Origin of the sequence: Uliginosibacterium aquaticum (assembly GCF_012972705.2) — a bacterium.
In the GTDB taxonomy this organism is placed as follows: domain Bacteria; phylum Pseudomonadota; class Gammaproteobacteria; order Burkholderiales; family Rhodocyclaceae; genus Uliginosibacterium; species Uliginosibacterium aquaticum.
The window spans coordinates 35,537-51,551 of record NZ_JABCSC020000002.1 but is presented as its reverse complement, the minus strand read 5'-3'; the positions used below and the strand labels follow the sequence as shown (position 1 = coordinate 51,551).

The window sequence follows — 16,015 nt, the reverse complement described above, 5'->3', positions numbered from 1 at the left end:
GTGCTCATGAGCGAGCATGCCCGTTTCCTCGCCAACATGATCCTGCTGGAAGAGGAAACGGCCAGGCATTGCAAGCGCCTGGCGGATGTAGCGCTGGCGGCTGGTGACGAGGAGCTGGAGGCCTTCTTCCTGAGTGTGGTGGAAAGCGCGCATCTGGATATCGCCGATGCGCTTGCCGAGGGGGCTGAGCGCCGCCACGCCACACTGGAAGTGCGGCCGATCAGTGAGTGCCTGCTGAGTCTGCCCGGCCGCCAGCCACGCAGTGGCCATGCCGCGCTGCTAGGCGTGCACTGCGCGATGGCCTGCGCACTGAGCCTGGTGCGGCGCAGCCACGCCTACTACGCCAGCATTGCGGTGATGGCCGAGGATGCGAGGCTGCGCCAGCGCGCTGCAGGCTTCGAGCGCGAACACAGCGCCCACATTGGCGCGATGGAACACTGGATCAATCGTTTGACCACTTGAACAACAGAGAGAAGTCACCATGAGCAAACCTGCCCGCCATGTTTTCGTATGTTCCCAGAACCGCCCTGCCGGCCACCCGCGCGGTGCCTGCCAGCACAAGGGCGGCAGCGATGTGCTGCAAGCTTTCTGGGGCGAACTGCAGAACCGCAACTGCTGGGACAAGGTTGCCATCACTTACTCTGGCTGCCTCGGCCCCTGTGATCGCGGCACGAATGTACTGGTCTATCCGGAAGGCGTGATGTACAGCCAGGTAACTCCGGCGGACGTCAGCGAAATATTTGATTCGCATTTGCTTGGTGGCATCCCGGTGGCACGCCTGCGCACCCCGGGAGAGATCTGGTGAATCTCTTCACCGGCTCATCCTCCGACGAATTCTTCGGCGGCGAAGTGCCGCCGCAGGTTCGACGCCTGCTCGACGAGGCGCGTAACGCGCCGCCGCGCCAGATGGAGTCCCTGTTATGGACCGCGCAGATCTGCTCGCCGGAATGCCTGCCGGTGTATTACCTGCTCTACAAGTTTCACGCCCGCCTGCGCCAGTATCCGCAGGCTGAGCAGGCCGCCCTGAAAGGGATTGCAACTGCCGGTGCCCAGGCCGGACTGGCGAAGGACTGGCGTGAGGTGGTGGTCAGCGATGCCGATTTTGCTGCCACCGGCCCTGCCCGCTTCTGGCTATTCAGCCTCAAGGCGCTGGCCTTCATCTATCTGCGATCAAGCCGCCACGAAGCCTCACGCGAATTGATCGCCAAGCTCGCTGAGCTTGATCCCGGCCACGGGCTGGGCGGCGAAGTCATCGCCGCCTTGCTCGAGGGCTCAAACACCACCCGTCCTCCCACCTGAAGGAGCTTGTCATGCCGCTCTACGACTTTCACTGCGAAGCCTGTGACGCCACCAGCGAACTCATGGTGCGCGCCAGTGATGCCTGCGCCCCGGCTTGTCCGAAATGTGGCAGCAGCCAACTCAGCAAGCTGCTGTCCCTGCCCAGCGCACCGGGCAAGATCAAGGGCTTTCTTGCACGCCAGCGTGCCCAGGCCAACAAGGAAGGCCACTTCAGCAACTGCTCGGCAAGCGAGCGGGCCAGCCTGCTGAAGTAGCAGCGCACACGGGGGCTGGCCGGTATTGCATTGGGTTTGTAGGGCCGGCTTCAGCCAGCGGGGCCTGACTCTCAGATTGGGCGGATGCGGCTAAAGCCGCACCTACGAGGAGCACCCGGCCGGCACCGCAAGGGCTTGTAGGGCCGGCTTTAGCCGGCGGAGCCTGATTCTCAGATTGGGTGGATGCGGCTGAAGCCGCACCTACGTGGGGGACTGGGTCGCTCCTGTGCGACACAGGCACACCGTGCTGCATCCAGGCTAGGATTGCGACTCTTGCACTCATCAGCTCTCAGGAGACGCCATGAAGCTCATCGGCATGCTCGATTCGCCCTATGTCCGGCGCGTTGCGATCTCACTACAGTTGCTCGGCTTGCACTTTGAGCACCGGTCCCTCTCGGTCTTCCGCACTTTCGAGGATTTCCACCAGATCAATCCGGTGGTCAAGGCGCCTACGCTGGTGTGTGACGACGGCGAACTGCTGATGGATTCGACCCTGATCCTGGCGTATGCCGAGGCCTTGGCGCGGCCGCGCAGCCTGATGCCCAGTGAGCTGAAAGCCCTGCAACGCGAGCTGCACTTGATCGGCCTGGCGCTGGCTGCATGCGAGAAGAGTGTGCAGATCGTGTATGAACGCGAATTGCGTCCGCCGGAGAAGCTCTACGAGCCCTGGCTCGAACGCGTGAGCGGGCAAATGCGCACCGCCTATGGGCTGCTCGAGGCCGAGCTGGCACGCCAGCCGCTCGCTTCCGGCGAGGGCCTGAGCCAGGCAGGCGTGACGCTGGCCGTGGCCTGGCATTTCAGCCAGCAAATGCTGCCCGGGCTACTGCCCGCCGAGCACTATCCGCAGCTCGTGGCTTTCTCGGCTGCTGCCGAAGCCCTGCCGGCCTTCAAGGCGGCGCCACACGGTGATGGCACTTTTCATCAGGCGGAGTGAGGGCTGGCGGCCGCAGGCGGCCACTTGCGCCACCGCTCAGACTTCAGCCGGGGCGTGCGTGTAGCACTTCTTCGGACAGACCTTGGAACAGGCCTGGCAGCCTATGCAATTGGCCTGAGTGGCGATGGTCATGACCTTGCGCTCGAACTCATCGTCGTCGTCCTCATTCTCCGGATCGACCAGCACGATATCGCCGTCTTCAGTCATGCCGGCCAGCGCCAGCACATTGTTGGCGCACACCTTCACACAGCGTGCACAACCAATGCATTTGTTCTGATCGAGTTCGGCGACGAAGTGCGGGGTCCATACCGCGCCGCTGGGCAAGGTGATCGAATAGGTACTCATGTCAGGCTCCAGACGCAGCGCGAACAACTCATAGCCGGCGCGCTGCGTACTCCGGGTTCAGGCGGTGGCGCTGGCCAGCGCCTGGCGCGCGGCGATCAGCGATTGATGGGCGTCGTAAGCGATCTGCGCCACTACAAGGATCTTCTCCCAGTTGGTGGGAAGGTCTTCCGAGAGGTCGTGCAGATCCATCTTGGCCTGGGTGGCTTGAGCGTTGAGCTTCTTTACCCGGGCCTTGAGCGTATCCAGGTCATCCATGGCTATCTCCTTGGTTTCGGTATACAGAGTGATGGACGCGGCGCTCAGCCCCAGTCCGCCACTTCACGGAATTTTTCGATCATCGCCACCCCATCCTCGACATGCTTGGTGCCGGCTTCAGCCAGCTTGGCGAGTGAGGGAAAACCGAAGCGATGCACATCGCGCAACTGCTTGTTCACTACCACCAGACGCCCAGCGATGAGCACCTGACGGCCAAAGCCTTCGTGCGACATCTTCATCATCGGAGTGACCATGGCCTTGGTGCGGCGCTCGATGCACAGGCCCACGGCGCTGAAGAACTGCTCCACGCGCCAGAGGGTTTCCGGGTCCGGGTCGCCCATGATGGGCAGTGCGCGACGCGCTTCGGCGGTCAGGATGAAGGGCTCGAGCAAGGTTGCGTCGCTCTTGCCATCCCATACGCCGTGGGTGTCCTGCGCGCGGAACTGCTTGGCGAGCTGGATCAGGTAGGGTGTTGCCAGGGCGGCCGCATCTTCGGCAGTGCTATCCAGAATTTCAGTCATTTTCAGGCCTCGTCTTCAAAATCGAACTCGCGCGTCTGGTCCTTGGTCATGACCTTGCGCAACCACGGGGGCGGTGTGCCCTTGAGCACATCCTGCAGCTTTTCGAGAATGTCCATGATCGGTTCCGGCTGGCTCACCTTGATCGGATGGATCTTGCTGGCCACCACGCGGGCAGCGGCCGAGCCGCCGATGGCAGCCACGTACACAATCGCTACGTCATGGATGGCTTCGAGCTTGGGCGCGAGCTTGTCTTCATCGCCATCCTCGTCGAGCTTGCCGCCGAAATCGAAGGTCTCGATGTAGCTCGAGCCCTCCTTACCGACTTCGTAGATGGCGATGTGCTTGGCCCAGCCGAAGTGGGCGTCCACACGCTGTTTGTCTTGCGTTGCAAAGGCGACTTTCATGGCTGGAGCTCCTGTGAAAGGTGAGTCTCGGATTGCTCGTGGGAGGGGCTGGCGGCGCAGCCGCAGCCGCCACTGCCACAACTGCTGGCTGGTGGGCTCATGCCCCGGGCGGCAGCCAGGCTTTCGGCGTTGAGCGGCCAGTCTTCCGGTTTGGCCTGATGTTCGGCCTCCAGCAGGCTGTTGGCCCAGTGGGTGATCAGTTCGCGGGTGCCGCGATAGCCCACCATCAGTACATGTGAGGCGCCTAGGCGATCGAACATCGGCAGGCCGGTGCGCAGCAGTGGAATGGCAAGGCGCTCGGCAGCCTGGCGGCCATGCGAATGGGTTAGCAAGATCTCGCAGCCGCTGGCCTTGGCGCGGGTTTCGAGGTCTTCCAGATCGCCGATCAGCACTTCTGCACACGGCAGGCCAGCGAGGACGGGTGACGGGGTGGTGGTCACCGCGGCCAGTACCTCACCGCCCATTTCATAGGCCGTCCAGGTGAGCGCAGCGAGCAGGTCCGGCTCAGCCCCGATGGCGAACTTGCGGCTGCCGATCCAGAAATGCGCGTCGAGCATTGCATCCTGCAGCTGGCCGCGCTGGCGACGGTATTTTGCGGCGACCGGCTGGCCCGAGAGCTCGCTCAGGTAGCCCATCAGCTCGTCCACCGCGCCAAGCCCGGTGAGTCGCTCGAAGACGCGGTAAGGCACGCCGCTGCGCTCTTCCAGCGCCATGGCCGCCGCACTCATGTGGCTGCCAATGGCCAGCGTGGCGACCGAGGCGCCCATGCGCTGCATTTCCGCCAGCGTGGTGCCACCCAGCGTGGTCGGTGTGAAGTTTTCGGGGATGTGGCCGTCAAGTGAGCCCGAGATGTCCGGCAGCACGATGGCCTTCAGGCCGAAGGAAGCGATGATCTCGCGCAGCTCGTCGATATCTGCCGCGGTGAGATGGCAACCAGGCAGCAGGTTGATCTGCTGCGGGTCACGTGCCTCGCAGGGTTCAGCAAAGGCATCAACGACACAGGTCACGGCTTTCGCCCAGCCATCCTCGAAAGCGCCCACGTAATCGGGCGTGGAAACGTACACGATCCGGGTGCCTGCCAGTGTTTCACCATGCTTGCGGTGGATCAGCTTGAGATAGCCATCCACATCATCGCCCTTGGTTTCGGTCAGCCCGGTGGAGGCAATGGCGATGAAGGAGGGGTTTGCGCGCTTCTTGATGTTAAGCACCGCCTGCTCGATATTCTCCAGGCCGCCAAGGATGGTGCTGACCTCGTTCATGGCCGTGGTCTGCAGCGGAATGGCTTCCTTGAAATGGCGCACCAGCAGCACCAGGCCAAAGGAAGTGCAGCCCTGCGAGCCGTGCATCATGGGCATGCAGTTGTCCATGCCCATAAAAGCAAAGCAGGCGCCCAGAGGCTGGCTCATCTTGAGCGGATTGACGGTACAGGCCTTCTTCGATTCGCTCACGCTTGCCATGATGCCCCTCCCCTTTGCATGCGACCCGCGACAGCGGGAGTTCGGCGTCTCTCTGCGGCCATCTCCGCCACCGGACTCCCGCCCGGCTGTACCCAACCCGCAGCGCGGCGGATGACGAGCACCTCTCTCTCCATCACGATCACGCGCAGGCCGGGCAGACCGGCACTGCCTGCAAGCAGCAAGGCAGCAAAGAGCAGGGTGACAGGCTCATTCATGGCCGGCTTCTCAGATGCTGGCCGTGGCAAGTTCCCACGGAGCCGGTTTGCGCACCTGTTCCCAGATCGGGTTGTAGAGCGCCTTGTCGATTTCCTGCACCAGCTCGACCATGCCTTCATACCCGGCATAGGCGTGATGCCGCTCTTGATTGATGTCCAGCCAGGGCATCTTCGCTTTCAGCGCGATGAACTGGCTTCGCCCGCCTGAAAGCATGATGTCCGCCTGCGCATCCTTGAGCATCTTGTACATCTCGCGCGGGGTCATGTCGTCGATCATGTGGGCGTCCTGCCCCATGATCTCGAGGATCTTTTCCTTGTCTTCCTTGGTCGATTTCTTGACGCTGGTGCCCACCACTTCAAGCCCGGCCTCCTGCAGCGCGGCCACCACTGACCAGCTCTTCACGCCACCTGTGATCAAGAGCACCTTCTTGCCTTCGAGGCGCGGCCGGTAGGCGGCGATGCGTTCGAAGGCACGCTTCTCCTCGATGGCGATCAGGGCCTCGGTGCGATCACGCAAGTCCTCCGGTGCACCCTTCTGGATCAGCAGGCGGGCGATCTCGCGCAGGGTCTCGCTCATGTCGCCGATGCCGTAGAACGAGCCCTCGAAGAAGGGGATGTCGTAGCGCTCTTCCATCTTGCGCGCGATGTTGATCATCGACTTCGAGCACACCATCATCGAGGCCTTGGCGCGATGGCTGTAGGCCACTTCCTTGTAGCGCCCGTCGCCCGAGATGCACGAGAGGATGCGCACGCCCAAGGCATCGAGGAGCGGCTTGATCTGCCACAGCTCACCGGACAGGTTGTACTCGCCGATGATGTTGATGTCGTAGGGCGTGGTGTAGTCCGGCTCTTCGGTGCCGATCACGTAATCGAGCAGCGCTTCTGCGCCGAGCTTGTTACCAAGGTTCTTGGGGCCGACGAAGCCCGGCGCGTTCACCGGAATCACCGGCTTGCCGAACTTCTCGCTGGCCTTCTTGCACACCGCCTCGATGTCATCCCCGATCAGGGCGGTGACGCAGGTCTGGTACACGAACACGGCCGGCGGATCGTATTTCTCGATGATTTCCTTCACCGATTTGAACAGGCGCTTCTCGCCACCGTAGATCACGTCCAGCTCGTTGATGTCGGTCGTAAAGCCGGTGCGATAGAGCTTCGAGCCGCTCGAGAACGATGTGCGGTTATCCCAGGAATTGCCTTCGCAGGCGATCGGGCCGTGCACCAGGTGCGCTACATCTACGATGGGCTGCAAGGCAATCTTGGCACCGTCAAAAGCACAGCCCCCCGCGGCCGCGCCGGGCGAGAGCTGCTTGGTGCAGCCCTTCTTCTTTTCCTTGGCGGACTTGTTCTGGTTGTGCTCGCAGGCCGGTTCTTCGAACACGTCCTGAATCTTGGCTGACACTCGCGCATCCATGCTGCACCTCTCTTTGCGCCTGCTGGCTGAACTGCTTTCAGCAGGATTGATGCCATTCGCTTGCAAGGCCCGCTGGGCGGACTTTTCCGGATTTCGGCCGCTGTCATGACCAGCAGTTGCTGCGCGCTTTGAATGCTTTGTCGTGTTCCGTTTTGTCCGGATTGGCAGACTGCTTCATCAGACGCAACAGCCAGCACAGCAAGGTCCTAAAAGTGGCGCGGGCAAGGCGGTAGCAACGCCGCAAGCGGCATTTTTTCGGGCCTTACCTATTCGACGCCTTCCATCTTGGCCCGGTGCATCATCACGTCCTGCATGCGCCGGTGAAGCGCGGCGGGCGAGAGATCCAGCTCGCGCCGCGATTCAGCCAGCAGGTCCTGTACCTGGTTGGCCTCCTCCATGGTCAGCGCGAGCCGCCCGGCCATGTGCGTGGCGCGTGGCAGCACGCGCAGGATGGCCTGGCAATTCGGGTGTTCGATCAGAGCCACCAGTTCGCGTGTTTCCACACGGCCGTCAAGGCAGACGGCACCGTCGATGACTTCGATGCGGCGGCCATCCGAGGTGATGCGGATCAATGTGCCGGTCATGTTCTTCTCCTGGCAATAAGACGGGGTTGGGTGAGCTGACTTAGCAGCTTGCGTGCCGCTTCACAGTTCCGCTTGCTGCAGCAAGTAGCGCTGCGCGCAAGGCACCCGGCCGGGGCTTCGAAATCGACAGCCGCCCGGACATTCCGGACAGCACGCGCGACAAAGCGGACAGTCAAACCCGCCCTGATCCGCACTTGGTCCGCGTTTGGCGGGCAGGAACGAAGTTTGCTGAGCAGGCCTGAAGACTTTCTTTCGACCAGGCTTTGCGAGGTTCCCCATGCAGATCGGCGTAGATACCCAGCGTGCGGTTGAAAACCGGCGTGTGTTCGTCATCGATAGTGACGATGTCGTCAGTGCCGGCCTGCAATTCATGCTGGCTGACGAGATGGAAACCCATGTTTTCGCCAGTAGCGCAGAGGCGCTCGTCAAGGCCAGGAGTTGGCCACCGGAGCTGGCCATCGTGGGGGCAGCACTGCTTGAGCAGGAAGGCGCTGCCGTGATCAGTCAGTTGCGTGAAGCCTTGCCGCAGCTACGCATTCTGGTGGTGTGTTTCGATTCCGACGATGCCCTGGTGAAGGAAGCCCTGGCGCTTGGCGCCGCCAGCACCCTGCTGCGTCCGCTCAAGCTGGAGAACGTGCGCCGCAAGGTGGATGCCCAGCTTGGCCGGCGCACGGCGCTCGAAATTCCGGTTGTCGTGCGCTGAGGTTCCCGATGTCATCCTCCTGTTCAGCCATGCTCGAAACACCCCTGCCGCGCACCAGCAAGGCTCCCTTGCCGCCGGTCGACAAGGCTTCGTCCGTGAAGATCACCATCGAGCGCAAGTACGCCGAGATCCTGATCGCTCGCTTCCCGCCGCTCGCCTCGCTGAAAGACCAGCTGCGCCTCGCCGAGCGCGTCGAGATCGGACTGGGCCAGCTCTCCAGCGAGGCACTGGATGATTTGGCTGAGCTCTACGCCCAGGGCGGTGCTGCGACGCGCGAGCACGCCCTGCGCTTATCCACCTTGCGCGATACGCTGGCCGACGACGGCCCTCGCCTTGAGGATGGCGCCCTTGAATCGGCCGTTCCGGCAATCGCTCGCTACATCGCGAAGAACGCGATTCGTGGCTGGCTGTTTGCTATTTCACTGAGCCGGCACGCCCTGCCCTATGTGATCACGCGCCTGGATTACACGCCGCAGAGCAATGAAGACATTGCCAAGGTGATGATCGAAATCAAGGCCAATGCCAAGGGCACGGTCAGCATCCAGACCATCCGTCTCTACGCCAGTGACGTAGCCGGAAAAACGGTGGCCGAGATCTTCGCCAGCAAGGGCTTCATCAAGGAGACGCCGGGGCTGATCGAGCAGTACGACCGCACCGTCAACACCTACTACGACTGGCGTGGGCGCTATGGCGAGCAGTTCTCCGGCCAGGGCACCGGCTTCTATGCCGACGACCCGAATGCCGCCCGCCGCGATACCGACTGGGCGCGCAAGGATGTTGTGGTGCTCTCCAGCAGCGGCGGCCAGGCTCGCCTCGTCAATGATGAAGGCATCATCACCACGCGCACCCTGACGCTGGATGCGCCCGGCGACATCCTCGGCCCTTACTTGCGGCGCGCGGCGCGCAGCGATAAGTACGAGGCGGGTGACGAAACCGAACGCGAGCGCGCAGCCCTGCCGCCGGATCTGTTCTCGCAATTGCCGATCCATCCCTACATCCTGATGTTCCACCTCGAGTTGCATCACTACCTGTGGGTGCACGTGGCTGATATCCAGCCCTACGCCTACCAGCCCGAGCTCAAGGAAAAGCTGGTGCTGCCGGGCGAGCAGACCGAGCTGATCGACCTGCTCACCGCCGAGATGGATGTGCTGATGGACGATATCGTGGCCGGCAAGTCCGGCGGCACCACGGTGTTGTGTGCCGGCCCGGCCGGTGTGGGTAAGACGCTTACCGCCGAGGTCTATTCCGAGATCATCGGCCGCCCGCTCTACCGCGTGCACTCGGGCCAGCTCGGGCTCAGCGTATCCACCATGGAAAACGCCCTCAAGGATGTACTCACCCGCGCTCAGCGCTGGGGGGCGGTGGTGCTGATCGATGAAGCGGACGTGTATATCAAGCGGCGCGATAACGACATGACCGCCAACGCGGTGGTGGGCGTTTTCTTGCGCGTGCTGGAGTACTTCAACGGCCTGCTCTTTCTCACCACCAATCGCATGGACGATATCGACGAGGCGATCATTTCGCGCTGCATCGCGCTGATCAAGTACGCCCCGCCCGATGCGCTGGCCCGCCGCCGCATCTGGCAGGTGATGTCAGGCCAGTTTGGCCTGGCGCTCGATGACGCGATGCTCGATCAGCTGACCGACCAGTTCCCGAGCGCGACCGGGCGCGATATCAAGGGCCTCGCCAAACTCGCGGCGAAATTCTGTCGCCACAAGCAGCTTGCCCCGAGTACCGAAGTTTTCTCACGCTGCGCGATCTTTCGCGGCATGGATATCCAGCTGCTTCCCGGCTGAAGCCGTCTCCCCACTCAACCTCAACACCCGACAAAGGAAAAAATCATGGCACGCATCGGCATCTTCTTCGGCACCAACAGCGGCAGCACCCGCAAGATCGCCAAGCAGATCAAGAAACGCTTCGACGACGACACCATGGCCGACCCGGTCAACATCAACAAGGCCAGCGCCGAGAGCCTGCTTGCCTATGACTACCTGATCCTCGGCACGCCGACCCTGGGCGATGGCCTGCTGCCCGGCATCGAAGCCGAGTGCGATGAAGAAAGCTGGGCCGAGGCGCTGGACAAGCTCCAGGGCGTGAGTTTCGCCGGCAAGACCATCGCCTTGTTCGGTCTCGGCGATCAGGAAACCTACGGCCACGAGTTCGTCGATGGCCTGATCCTGTTGCACGATTTTTTCCAGGATGCGGGCGCCAAGATGGTGGGTTACTGGCCGACAGAGGGCTACAGCTTCAGCGTTTCGCAATCGGTGATCGACGACAAGTTCGTCGGCCTCGCACTCGACAACGACACCCAGCCGGACCTCAACACCGAGCGCCTTGATGGCTGGCTGGCACTGATCGCTCCGGAGTTCGGGCTGACCGTAGCAGCCTGAGCAGGTCACCTCTTCGATCGGCCTCAAGGGGCAAGGCGCGCGCCTTGCCCCTTTTCTTTGTACGCCAGGATTCCTGCCTGGTTATGGCTTCGCCTTGCCCAAGGGGGCTGCCTTTGCAGACAGGCAGTCCTGCCGAACTAACTTTAATGAATCAAAAAAACTAAGGCTTGAGCGAAACTTGCCGATGAGCTTCTGATACTTGGCGAAGCTTCTTCCGCACGTGCGCAAGTCTGCTCTGTCCTGACTCTGTGGAGTGACGAGAAGTGCCGTCCGCGAGGCCAACCATTCCTTTGCCCGAATATCAGCGCCTCTTCGATGCGGCGCCGGGCTTGTACCTTGTGCTCGATCCAGAGCTGCGGATCGTGGCCGTCAATCAGGCCTACGCCACGGCCACCATGACCCGTCGCGAGGACATTCTCGGCAAGGGCATGTTCGAAGTGTTTCCGGATAACCCGGATGATCCCGAGGCAGAGGGAGTCAGGAATCTGCGCGTTTCTTTGCTGCGCGTACTGCAGACCGGCCAGGCCGACGCGATGCCGGTGCAGAAATACGACATCCGCAAGCCGGTAGAGGAAGGTGGCGGTTTCGAGGCGCGCTACTGGAGCCCGCTCAATAGCCCGGTACTCGGCGATGACGGTCAGCTCGCCTACATCATCCATCGCGTCGAGGATGTCACTGAGTTCGTGCGTCTCAAGCAACAGGGAATCGAGGAGAGTCGTCTCAACGACACCTTGCGCCAGCAGGCGCTACGCATGGAAACCGAGGTCTTCGCGCGTGCTCGCGAAGTGGCCGAGGCCAGCGCACAACTCAAGAGCGCCAACGAGGAGTTGGACCGCCTGTATCACAAGACCCGCGAACTCGATGAACTGAAGACCCGCTTCTTCGCCAATGTCAGCCACGAACTGCGCACCCCACTGACCCTGATTCTGGGCCCACTGGTGAGCCTGCTCGAATCCTCACGCCTGAACGATGTGGAGCGGCGCAGCCTGCAGGTGGTACAACGCAATGCGCGGCTGCTGCACCGCCAGGTCGATAACCTGCTGGATCTCGCCAAGCTCGATGCCGGCCACATGAGCCTGCATTACGCCGAGTTTGATCTGGCTGGCCTGCTGCGGGTGTTTGCGTCCAATTTCGATACGCTCGCCGCCGACCGCAAGATCCTGTACGAGCTGGATTGTCCGCCACAGCTGAAAATACAGGCCGACGTGCAGAAATGTGAGCGGATTCTGCTGAACCTGCTCTCGAACGCCTTCAAGTTCGTGCCCGATGGCGGCATCATCCGGATCAGCCTGCATCAGGCTGCAGACGAAGTCGTGCTGGAAATCCGCGACAGCGGCCCCGGCATTCCGGAGGACATGCGTGAAACCGTCTTCGAGCGGTTCCGTCAGCTTGAAGACAGTGCCGAGCGGCGGGTCGGCGGCACCGGGCTGGGCTTGTCCATCGTGCGGGAATTCGTCGCCCTGCAGCATGGCTCCGTCACCGTGACGAGAGCGCCCGAGGGCGGAGCGGCCTTCTTGGTGCGCCTGCCGGATCGGGCGCCGCCGGGCAGCGTGATGATTGCCCGCTTGGCCGCCAACGAGGCCAGCAACAGCGCTCTGCTGGTCGAGGAAGCCCGCCCCCCGCGCCAGCCATCCGAGCTGGCGAGCGGGCAAGCCGATGCGCCGCTGATCCTGGTGATCGAAGACAACCCGGACATGAACGCCTTCATCAGCTCGGCGCTGGCCGGGCGTTATCAGGTGGCGAATGCCTTTGACGGCAACACAGGCTTGCAACTGGCACTAGACCTGTTGCCCGCGTTGATCCTCTCGGATGTGATGATGCCCGGCATGAGCGGTGACCGGCTGGTCGACATCATCCGCCAGCATCCTGATCTCGACGACACGCCGATCATCATGCTCACGGCCAAGGCCGACGACGCACTGCGTGCCAAGCTCTTGCGTCACGGTGTGCAGGATTACATCCAGAAGCCTTTCACCGTAGACGATCTGCAGGCGCGTATCGCCGGCCTGCTCAAGGAGCGCCGCCGGGTCGGACGCCAATTGCTGAGCCTGGAAGAACGCTTCCGGGCGACCTTCGAGCAAGCCGCCGTCGGCATCGCTCATGTGGCGCCGGACGGGCGCTGGCTGCGGGTCAATCGCAAGCTGTGCGAAATCGTCGGCTACAGCTACGCCGAGCTGCTCAAGCTCACCTTCCAGGACATTACTCACCCGGACGATCTGGATCTGGATATCGGACTGGTCGGCCAGGTGCTCAGCGGCGAGCTGGGCAGCTATGAGTTGGAGAAACGCTACATCACCAAGAGCGGGCAGATCGTATGGATCAAGCTGACGGTGGCACTGGTACGCAACGAAGACGGCGCGGCCGAGTACTTCATTTCGGTGGTCGAAGACATCAGCCCGCGCAAGGCTGCCGAACAGGCCTTGCAGGAGAGCGAGGAGCGCTTCCGCCTGATTGCCGCAACGATTCCCGAGGTGATCTGGTTGATCGAATCCTCGCCGCTACGCTACGTCTATGTCAGTCCCGCCTATGAAAGCATCTGGCAACGCCCGCGCAAGGCGCTCTACGAAAACCCGCTCGCCAAACTGCAGGCGATCGACGAGGCCGATCGCGAACGGGTCGGCCAGATCAAACAGCAAGCCATGGACGCGGGGCGCCCCTTCGAGCTGGAGTATCGGGTTGTGCGCCCTGACGGCAGCCGCCGCTGGGTGCATGAGAGCAGCCGTCCGGTCGTCACGCGGCACGGCCCGGTGGGCCGCTATGTGGGCATAGCCCACGACGTGACCGACAGCCGCCAGGCCGACGAGCGCCTGCGCCAGGCCGCGACCGTCTTTGAAAGTGCGCGCGAGGCCGTGATCATTGCAGGTCTGAGCGGCGAAATCTTGGCAGTGAATCAGGCCTTCACCGACATCACCGGTTATGCCGAAGCCGAGGTACTGGGTCATAACCCCCGCATCCTGCGCTCAGACCGGCACGGGCCGGAATTCTTTCAGGGCCTGTGGGCCAGCCTGCGGCGCACGGGGCAATGGCAGGGCGAAATCTGGAACCGTCACAAGAGTGGCGAAATCTATCTGTGCCGCATGACCATCTCGCCGGTGCTCGACGAAAATCACCAGGCCAGCCGCTACGTGGCTCTGATGACGGACATCAGCCAGCAACGCCGCAGCGAGGAGCAACTGGCCCATCTTGCCCACTATGACCCGCTGACCGATCTGCCCAATCGCCTGCTGCTGCAGTCTCGCCTGGAGCATTCGCTCAGCCAGGCCGCACGTTCGCGCCGCCGCGTGGCAGTGCTGTTCGTGAATCTGGATCGCTTTCAGACGGTCAACGACAGTCTCGGGCACAAGGCCGGCGATCAGGTACTGGTCGAGGTGGGCGCGCGCCTGCGCCAGCGGGTGCGGCGCGAAGATACCCTGGGGCGCCTGGGGAGCGACGAATTCATGCTGATTCTGGAGTCCATCGGCGGCCCGGAAGCTGCCGCCGAAGTGGCGCACGCGATTCTCGCCGCCCTCGCGGCGCCCTTCAACCTGCCAGACAGCGCCGAGCTCTACATCGGCGCAAGCATCGGCATCAGCATCCATCCCGATGACGGCATGGATGCCAATGAGCTATTACGCAACGCCGACACCGCCCTGCATCAGGCCAAGGCCCAGGGGCGCAATCGCTTCTGCTTCTACGCAGCTGCAATGAACGCCGAAGCCCTGCAGAAACTGGAACTTGATGCCGCACTACGCAAGGCCATCGAGCGGCAGGAATTCGTACTGCATTACCAGGCCAAGGCTGAGCTGCACAGCGGCTGCATCTGCGGTGCCGAAGCCCTGATCCGCTGGCGCCAGGCTGACGGCAGCCTGGTGTCGCCGGGCGAGTTCATCCCGCTCGCCGAGGCCACCGGCCTGATCGTGCCGATCGGCGCCTGGGTGATCGACGAGAGCTGCCGCCAGCTGCGTGCCTGGCATGATGAAGGCATGACGGAGTGCCGCCTCGCACTGAATGTTTCGGCACGCCAGTTTCACGCCGGCAACCTGCCGGCGGTGGTGGAGGAAGCGCTGGTGCGGCATCGCCTAGACGCCGGCAGTCTGGAGCTGGAGCTCACCGAGAGCATGCTGATGGATGACCCGCAACACACCATCGAAGTGCTTCAGACCCTCAAACAGCTGGGCGTACGCCTGTCACTGGACGACTTCGGCACAGGTTACTCCAGCTTCGGCTACCTGCAGCGCTTCCCGATCGATGCCCTCAAGATCGATCAGTCCTTCGTCCGCGACATCAGCAGCGATCAAGGTGCCGCCGTGATCGCTGCCGCCATCATCGATCTGGCGCACCGCCTGGGGCTCAAGGTGGTCGGCGAGGGGGTCGAAACTCAGGCGCAACTGGAGTGTCTGCGCGCCCAAGGCTGTGACGAAATCCAGGGCTACTACTTCGCCCGCCCGCTCCCCGCCACTGCCTTTGCCGCGCTCTATCAGGAGGGCAAGCCCTTGCGCAAGGAGCCCCCAGAGTAAGCATCGGGGGCCGCGCGTTTTCCAGGTCGCAAATACGCCCCCCGCAGCTGGCGAGCTTCCGTTCAGGCCGGCTCGGCGCCCTCATCATCCAGATCGACTTCGATATGCTCGCCAGCCACCCGGATCGGGTATTCGCGAAGCTCACAGCCCGTGGGTGACAAGCCTTCGCCGCTATGGCTGTCGAACACCCAGCCGTGCGCACTGCAGATCAGCATATTGCCTTCGAACACGCCCTGCAGCAAAGACACATCCTCATGCGGGCAGCGCGCATCGAATGCCCGCGGCCGTCCACGTTCGGGCCAGAGCACAACGATTTCCGTCGAACCCAGCTTGCAAGGCAGCATTTCGCCTGGGAACAACATGCTTTTCTTGCAGAGTGTCTGGTAGCTCACGCCCCTGCCCTCCTGGATGAGCGATTCGTTCTGCTCCATACCGGAGCTGCGCTGATTTTGCGGCTACTCATCATCATCGTCGTCTGCGGCATTCTTGCGTGGCACCTTGGCCGGATCGCAGACGATGGGGCGATAGATCTCGATCCGGTCGCCCGGATGGAGGCCGGCATCGAGCTTCACCACCTTGCCGAAAACACCGACCTTCTGGTTCTCGAGCTTGATATCCGGGCAGATGGCGAGGATGCCCGAGCGCTCAAGGCCTTCGGCCACCGTGCAGGTGTCCGGCACCTCAAGACGCAGCCAGTATTTCTTGAAGGTGTTCGCATAGGCCACGGCAATCTGCATGGCATTTCTC

18 protein-coding genes are annotated in these 16,015 nt (G+C 62.6%); 9 read left to right on the top strand and 9 right to left on the bottom strand.

All coding sequences use genetic code 11. The features are described 5' to 3' along the window. The first annotated feature begins 6 nt into the window (after positions 1–6). The 5 genes from HJ583_RS07700 (at position 7) to HJ583_RS07680 (ending at position 2,487) form a co-directional block, all read left to right on the top strand. A complete protein-coding gene (locus HJ583_RS07700; protein WP_170021401.1) occupies positions 7–462 on the top strand; it encodes a hypothetical protein in 456 nt (151 codons plus the stop codon). A gap of 19 nt (positions 463–481) precedes the next feature. Further along, on the top strand, positions 482–805 hold the full coding sequence (locus tag HJ583_RS07695; protein WP_101943675.1) for a (2Fe-2S) ferredoxin domain-containing protein: 324 nt from the start codon (positions 482–484) through the stop codon (positions 803–805). Continuing rightward, a complete protein-coding gene (locus HJ583_RS07690) occupies positions 802–1,299 on the top strand; it encodes a hypothetical protein (protein ID WP_170021400.1) in 498 nt (165 codons plus the stop codon). Before HJ583_RS07695 ends, HJ583_RS07690 begins: the two co-directional genes overlap by 4 nt. An 11-nt stretch (positions 1,300–1,310) precedes the next feature. Beyond that, entirely contained in the window at positions 1,311–1,553 is a 243-nt protein-coding gene (locus HJ583_RS07685; protein WP_101943671.1) for an FmdB family zinc ribbon protein, read from the top strand. Between the two features lie 301 nt (positions 1,554–1,854). Continuing rightward, the gene (locus HJ583_RS07680; protein WP_170021399.1) at positions 1,855–2,487 is read left to right on the top strand and encodes a glutathione S-transferase; all 633 of its coding nucleotides are present in this window, start codon (positions 1,855–1,857) and stop codon (positions 2,485–2,487) included. Between the two features lie 36 nt (positions 2,488–2,523). Here the strand turns inward: HJ583_RS07680 and fdxB are convergent, their stop codons facing one another. The 7 genes from fdxB to HJ583_RS07645 all read right to left on the bottom strand — a co-directional run bounded on the left by fdxB (position 2,524) and on the right by HJ583_RS07645 (position 7,679). Further along, positions 2,524–2,832, bottom strand: a complete 309-nt coding sequence (fdxB, locus tag HJ583_RS07675) for a ferredoxin III, nif-specific (RefSeq protein ID WP_101943718.1) — start codon at positions 2,830–2,832, stop codon at positions 2,524–2,526. A gap of 57 nt (positions 2,833–2,889) precedes the next feature. Continuing rightward, entirely contained in the window at positions 2,890–3,087 is a 198-nt protein-coding gene (locus HJ583_RS07670) for a CCE_0567 family metalloprotein (RefSeq protein ID WP_170021398.1), read from the bottom strand. Between the two features lie 44 nt (positions 3,088–3,131). Continuing rightward, positions 3,132–3,608: a NifX-associated nitrogen fixation protein gene (locus HJ583_RS07665; protein WP_101943665.1), complete on the bottom strand. Its 477-nt coding sequence runs from the start codon at positions 3,606–3,608 to the stop codon at positions 3,132–3,134. A gap of 2 nt (positions 3,609–3,610) precedes the next feature. Next, positions 3,611–4,012 (bottom strand): nitrogen fixation protein NifX, encoded by a 402-nt coding sequence (gene nifX, locus HJ583_RS07660; protein ID WP_170021397.1) that lies wholly within the window; start codon positions 4,010–4,012, stop codon positions 3,611–3,613. After that, positions 4,009–5,469 (bottom strand): nitrogenase iron-molybdenum cofactor biosynthesis protein NifN, encoded by a 1,461-nt coding sequence (gene nifN / locus HJ583_RS07655; protein ID WP_170021396.1) that lies wholly within the window; start codon positions 5,467–5,469, stop codon positions 4,009–4,011. Before nifN ends, nifX begins: the two co-directional genes overlap by 4 nt. Before the next feature lie 225 nt (positions 5,470–5,694). Then, positions 5,695–7,095, bottom strand: coding sequence for a nitrogenase iron-molybdenum cofactor biosynthesis protein NifE (nifE, locus tag HJ583_RS07650; RefSeq protein WP_170021395.1), 1,401 nt, complete (start codon positions 7,093–7,095; stop codon positions 5,695–5,697). Between the two features lie 266 nt (positions 7,096–7,361). Next, positions 7,362–7,679, bottom strand: a complete 318-nt coding sequence (locus HJ583_RS07645; protein ID WP_170021394.1) for a hypothetical protein — start codon at positions 7,677–7,679, stop codon at positions 7,362–7,364. Between the two features lie 277 nt (positions 7,680–7,956). On the opposite strand from HJ583_RS07645, the gene HJ583_RS07640 reads away from it, so the two are divergent. From HJ583_RS07640 to HJ583_RS07625, 4 genes are all read left to right on the top strand, one after another. After that, on the top strand, positions 7,957–8,382 hold the full coding sequence (locus HJ583_RS07640) for a response regulator (protein WP_170021393.1): 426 nt from the start codon (positions 7,957–7,959) through the stop codon (positions 8,380–8,382). 8 nt (positions 8,383–8,390) lie between these two features. Next, a complete protein-coding gene (locus HJ583_RS07635) occupies positions 8,391–10,178 on the top strand; it encodes an ATP-binding protein (protein ID WP_235943780.1) in 1,788 nt (595 codons plus the stop codon). Positions 10,179–10,223: 45 nt separating this feature from the next. After that, positions 10,224–10,772: a flavodoxin gene (locus tag HJ583_RS07630; protein ID WP_170021392.1), complete on the top strand. Its 549-nt coding sequence runs from the start codon at positions 10,224–10,226 to the stop codon at positions 10,770–10,772. Positions 10,773–11,035: 263 nt separating this feature from the next. Continuing rightward, complete coding sequence (locus HJ583_RS07625) at positions 11,036–15,268, top strand: EAL domain-containing protein (protein ID WP_170021391.1); 4,233 nt, start codon at positions 11,036–11,038, stop codon at positions 15,266–15,268. A 62-nt stretch (positions 15,269–15,330) separates the two neighbouring features. Here HJ583_RS07625 and HJ583_RS07620 read toward each other — a convergent pair whose 3' ends face one another. Together HJ583_RS07620 and HJ583_RS07615 are read right to left on the bottom strand one after the other, a co-directional pair. Then, positions 15,331–15,699, bottom strand: coding sequence for a Rieske 2Fe-2S domain-containing protein (locus HJ583_RS07620; RefSeq protein WP_217423347.1), 369 nt, complete (start codon positions 15,697–15,699; stop codon positions 15,331–15,333). Between the two features lie 24 nt (positions 15,700–15,723). Next, positions 15,724–16,005, bottom strand: a complete 282-nt coding sequence (locus HJ583_RS07615) for an RnfH family protein (RefSeq protein ID WP_101943652.1) — start codon at positions 16,003–16,005, stop codon at positions 15,724–15,726. Between the last annotated feature and the right edge of the window lie 10 nt (positions 16,006–16,015).

Coding starts and splice junctions, on each gene's coding strand:
- HJ583_RS07700 (WP_170021401.1), top strand. CDS start 7: ATGAGCGAGCATGCCCGTTTCCTCGCCAACATGATCCTGCTGGAAGAG.
- HJ583_RS07695 (WP_101943675.1), top strand. CDS start 482: ATGAGCAAACCTGCCCGCCATGTTTTCGTATGTTCCCAGAACCGCCCT.
- HJ583_RS07685 (WP_101943671.1), top strand. CDS start 1,311: ATGCCGCTCTACGACTTTCACTGCGAAGCCTGTGACGCCACCAGCGAA.
- HJ583_RS07680 (WP_170021399.1), top strand. CDS start 1,855: ATGAAGCTCATCGGCATGCTCGATTCGCCCTATGTCCGGCGCGTTGCG.
- fdxB (WP_101943718.1), bottom strand. CDS start 2,832: ATGAGTACCTATTCGATCACCTTGCCCAGCGGCGCGGTATGGACCCCG.
- HJ583_RS07670 (WP_170021398.1), bottom strand. CDS start 3,087: ATGGATGACCTGGATACGCTCAAGGCCCGGGTAAAGAAGCTCAACGCT.
- HJ583_RS07665 (WP_101943665.1), bottom strand. CDS start 3,608: ATGACTGAAATTCTGGATAGCACTGCCGAAGATGCGGCCGCCCTGGCA.
- nifX (WP_170021397.1), bottom strand. CDS start 4,012: ATGAAAGTCGCCTTTGCAACGCAAGACAAACAGCGTGTGGACGCCCAC.
- nifN (WP_170021396.1), bottom strand. CDS start 5,469: ATGGCAAGCGTGAGCGAATCGAAGAAGGCCTGTACCGTCAATCCGCTC.
- nifE (WP_170021395.1), bottom strand. CDS start 7,095: ATGGATGCGCGAGTGTCAGCCAAGATTCAGGACGTGTTCGAAGAACCG.
- HJ583_RS07645 (WP_170021394.1), bottom strand. CDS start 7,679: ATGACCGGCACATTGATCCGCATCACCTCGGATGGCCGCCGCATCGAA.
- HJ583_RS07640 (WP_170021393.1), top strand. CDS start 7,957: ATGCAGATCGGCGTAGATACCCAGCGTGCGGTTGAAAACCGGCGTGTG.
- HJ583_RS07635 (WP_235943780.1), top strand. CDS start 8,391: ATGTCATCCTCCTGTTCAGCCATGCTCGAAACACCCCTGCCGCGCACC.
- HJ583_RS07630 (WP_170021392.1), top strand. CDS start 10,224: ATGGCACGCATCGGCATCTTCTTCGGCACCAACAGCGGCAGCACCCGC.
- HJ583_RS07620 (WP_217423347.1), bottom strand. CDS start 15,699: ATGGAGCAGAACGAATCGCTCATCCAGGAGGGCAGGGGCGTGAGCTAC.
- HJ583_RS07615 (WP_101943652.1), bottom strand. CDS start 16,005: ATGCAGATTGCCGTGGCCTATGCGAACACCTTCAAGAAATACTGGCTG.